The 3679-nt window shown below is 33.9% G+C and carries 4 protein-coding genes and 1 tRNA gene; 2 read left to right on the top strand and 3 right to left on the bottom strand.

The window, feature by feature from the left end; genetic code table 11:
* Window positions 1-67 precede the first annotated feature (67 nt).
* Together AC11ZT_RS04200 and AC11ZT_RS04205 are read left to right on the top strand one after the other, a co-directional pair.
* The gene (locus tag AC11ZT_RS04200; RefSeq protein WP_484058401.1) at window positions 68-319 is read left to right on the top strand and encodes a hypothetical protein; all 252 of its coding nucleotides are present in this window, start codon (window positions 68-70) and stop codon (window positions 317-319) included.
* A 407-nt stretch (window positions 320-726) separates the two neighbouring features.
* Entirely contained in the window at window positions 727-936 is a 210-nt protein-coding gene (locus tag AC11ZT_RS04205; protein ID WP_484058402.1) for an alpha/beta-type small acid-soluble spore protein, read from the top strand.
* Window positions 937-1069: 133 nt separating this feature from the next.
* On the opposite strand, the gene AC11ZT_RS04210 is transcribed toward AC11ZT_RS04205, so the two are convergent.
* The 3 genes from AC11ZT_RS04210 to AC11ZT_RS04220 form a co-directional block, all read right to left on the bottom strand.
* The gene (locus AC11ZT_RS04210) at window positions 1070-1489 is read right to left on the bottom strand and encodes a hypothetical protein (RefSeq protein WP_484058403.1); all 420 of its coding nucleotides are present in this window, start codon (window positions 1487-1489) and stop codon (window positions 1070-1072) included.
* Between the two features lie 362 nt (window positions 1490-1851).
* Window positions 1852-1924, bottom strand: a tRNA-Ala gene (locus AC11ZT_RS04215).
* A 281-nt stretch (window positions 1925-2205) separates the two neighbouring features.
* Entirely contained in the window at window positions 2206-3570 is a 1365-nt protein-coding gene (locus AC11ZT_RS04220) for an MATE family efflux transporter (RefSeq protein WP_484058404.1), read from the bottom strand.
* Window positions 3571-3679: the final 109 nt, after the last annotated feature.

The following is a 3679-nucleotide window of genomic DNA, read 5'->3' on the forward strand; positions in this document are numbered from 1 at the left end:
GATTTATTATGGATAATTAAGGTAATACTAATTAAATAAATTCATTAAAGTCTAAGGAGATAAAAAGATGAAACTAGATGAAGTAAGCAAAATCGAAGTTGTAACTGGTTCTTCTAAAGGCCAATTAAATGTTATGGAAGTACGTTTTTTAGATAGGAAAAAGCGTAGGGTAGGTTATAAATACATCAATGTTGAAGATCTGAAAGTAAAAGGCATTATTAAAAAAGCAAATAGCTTGCGTAAAGCTGAATCATGGCTAAACACGTTTGAAGGTAGAAAATGGGCTGTGATGGAAGCGAAACATATGAAATTTAGCTAAAACTTGAAAATAAAAAAAGCCAGGAGAAATCTAAACCCTGGCAGCCAAATTTTCTTACACGGAGGAGAACTTGGCTTATGTATATATTCCCCATTCATTAAACAATTTATACGAGAAAATTGTATAGGAAAGAGTAAAAAGAATGTAAATACTTTTAAAACCAAAAACGGTCCATTTATAGACCATTTTTGATTGAAATAAAATAATTGAGAAGAATTATTCAAGAGGTGAATAAAGGTACATGGCAAACCATATTCAAAATATATTTCCTTCTCTCTTTTTATTATGATGAAAGAAAATTAGAATATGCACAATTTAGAACAATATAGAGTAATTTATTACCATCTTAATATTCGTATATAATATCTTGCTCTGTTGTATTCTAACATACAAGGAGGTGATATTATATGTCAAATCGTAGTGGAAGTAATAATGAATTGGTAGTTCCAGGTGCAGAAAATGCAGTGGATCAAATGAAATATGAAATTGCACAAGAATTTGGTGTGAGTCTTGGAGCAGAAACTACTTCACGTGCTAACGGTTCTGTAGGTGGAGAAATCACTAAACGTCTTGTAGCATTAGCACAACAACAAATGAGTTCATTTCAAGGACGTTAAAATATGAATGGATAAAAAAGGACGGCCCTTACCGTCCTTTTTATTTTCAAAAGCCAAGAACTATTTTGAAATATGTCCTTGGTTTTTAAAGAAAAATATTTAGCACTTTATTTGTATAAGTTAGTACAAGGATTTATTGAAGTAGTTGATTTTGTTGTCCTTGCTGGTTTTGTGTATTACTCATACTTAATAGTTGTTGTTCTGCTTGAGCAATCGCTTGGCTCATTTGATGCAATGCTTGATGGGATTTTAAGTGTTGTAATCCTTGATTTAATGTTTGAATAGCTTGTTGAAATGTTTGCTGTAACTGTTGATCAGATTGTTGAATTTGTTGATGTGCTTGTTGATTAAATTGTTTCATTTGACTCATTAACTGATTTGTCTGTCCACTTTGAACTCCAGCTTGTTGCCCTTGCGGATTGGATGCGAATTGAGATAAAGATTGTTCAATTTGATGAATTTGTGATTGTAAAGCAGTGAGTTCTTGTGCAACCTCTACATCTGCTACTTTTCGTGCGACTGATTCTACATGCTTTTCAATTTTTTTATCCATGTTATTTTCCTCCTTGATTATAGATAGCCGCATACCGCGGACCTCTTTATAATGCACGTAGGATTATTTTTTATTCTTTAATTAATTCCCAAAAAAATTGTCTATCTTATTTTCAATATCTATTACCTCTGTTATTTTTATCGTGTTCGTTCTATGTTGCAAACGTACGTTCGTATTGTGGAGGAAAAACATGCAAGTTGAAGGAGGTATGAAAAAGTAGATGACGTTTCAAGCGTTCATAACGCAACAACTTGAGGGCATTAGAAAAATACTACATGATTATAAAAAATAAATCCTCTAGTTATAAAAGAGGATAAGTTTGATGATATTTACTATCATTTGATACGAAAAGGTTTTACAGATGGAGCATAGGGGGTTCGAACCCCTGACCTCGACGCTGCCAGCGTAGCGCTCTCCCAACTGAGCTAATGCCCCGAAATAATAAAAATTTCTATTACGTAGTATACAATAGAACGATATGAAAAAAAAGTCATAATATAAGAATCATGACTTTATGTAGGAAGTGAAACTACTTTTTCGAAATGATCAGCCAATTAAATCATGTAAGAAACATAAAACAATTTCGTGCCAAACCTCATATCTGTTCAGGATTTCCTAGGCATAATGATGTTTTAAATAAACATTTCTAGCTAAGCTTCTCTTTGTATTGGCGACGTAATCAAGATGTACGTTTTAAGTTAAAGGTTACTTTCATTTTATTTTGCAATGAAAGTAGTTTGAAGGTGTACTTCTTTTCCCCACGGTTTGCCAATCCAGCGTTTAAGAGCGAAACAACCTCGAAACCATTCATCTACACCTTGTGCAATCCAAACACCTAGTAAACCGAGTCCAAATTGAACTCCTAGCACGTAGCTGAGAGAAACAGCGATACCCCACATTGCACAAATCCCAATTACAACTGGAAAACGAACATCACCTGATGATTTTAATGAACTCATTAAAACGATATTCATAGCTCTTCCTGGTTCTGTAAAGGCGACAGCCCATAATACAGGAAGGCCGACTGCAAGGATAGCTGAATCGCTAGTAAATAACTTTAATATCGGTGTACCGATAAGAGCAGTAGCGAATGACGTGAGAAAGGAAGCAACCATAGCTATTTTTAAGGTTTGTACTCCTCGTTTTAATGCTTTTTCATATTGTCTTCCTCCAACATAACGTGCAACAAGCAGTTGCGTTCCTTCAGCAATTGCTAATGTGAATAAATAGCAAAACATAGATATGTTTGTGATATAAATTCTTGCAGCAAGGGAAGCATCTCCAAAAGTAGCAACTAGAGCAGTGATAACCAACTGGGAAAATTGATAGGATATATTTTCTCCAGCAGACGGAATACCAATGGAAAGCATTGCATGGACATCTTCTCGTTTTAATTTGAAAATAGTATCGAACTGGATTCGTAATGCAAGCTTGTTATAGATTAAATAGAAAAGAGCACAAATTGCAAATGTACGGGCTCCTATTATGGTCCACGAAACTCCTACTACACCTGTTATAGGAAAGTGAAAAACTCCTAAAATAGCAAAACTGTACCCAATAATACTAATAACATTCATTAGAACCGTTACAATCATGGATTCTTTCGTATATCCATAACTTCGAAGGATCGCGCTTAACGCTAATGAAAGTGATTCAAGGAACAGAGAAGCTCCAGAAATACGAATAAATGTAAGTCCGTACTGTAGGACATCACCATGTATTTCAAATAAAAGTAGTAGCTGTCCGCCAAAGGTTACAACAATAAAAGAAACGATAATACCAAACCAAAAGTTCAAGCCAATGGCTGAATAAGCCAATTGGCGAGCCTCGTTTAAATGTTTTGCACCGAGTCTTTGACCAATTAAAATCATTGCTGCCATCGAAGTAACATTGAAAACTAAAATAAAAATACTTACTAATTGATTAGCAACGCCAACACCGGAAGCTGCGCTGTCAGAATAATGGCTTAGCATAAGTGTAGCTATTATTCCTATACCCATATGAAGAGCTAATTCTATAAAAATAGGCCAGGATATATGGAAAAGTGTCTGTTCTTGATAGGAATTTCTTTGAACAACCAAAAGCAATTCTCCTTATTTTTAATGAAATATTATTTATGCACAAAATTCATTGTAATCTTGTTTAAAGTAAAGAGAAATAGAAATATTAAATTTTATTTTTCATTAATAG

This window comes from Ectobacillus sp., from assembly GCF_056992975.1.

Excerpts from the sequence above, each read along its gene's own strand:
- AC11ZT_RS04210 (WP_484058403.1), bottom strand. The coding sequence starts at position 1,489 with ATGGATAAAAAAATTGAAAAGCATGTAGAATCAGTCGCACGAAAAGTA.
- AC11ZT_RS04205 (WP_484058402.1), top strand. The coding sequence starts at position 727 with ATGTCAAATCGTAGTGGAAGTAATAATGAATTGGTAGTTCCAGGTGCA.
- AC11ZT_RS04200 (WP_484058401.1), top strand. The coding sequence starts at position 68 with ATGAAACTAGATGAAGTAAGCAAAATCGAAGTTGTAACTGGTTCTTCT.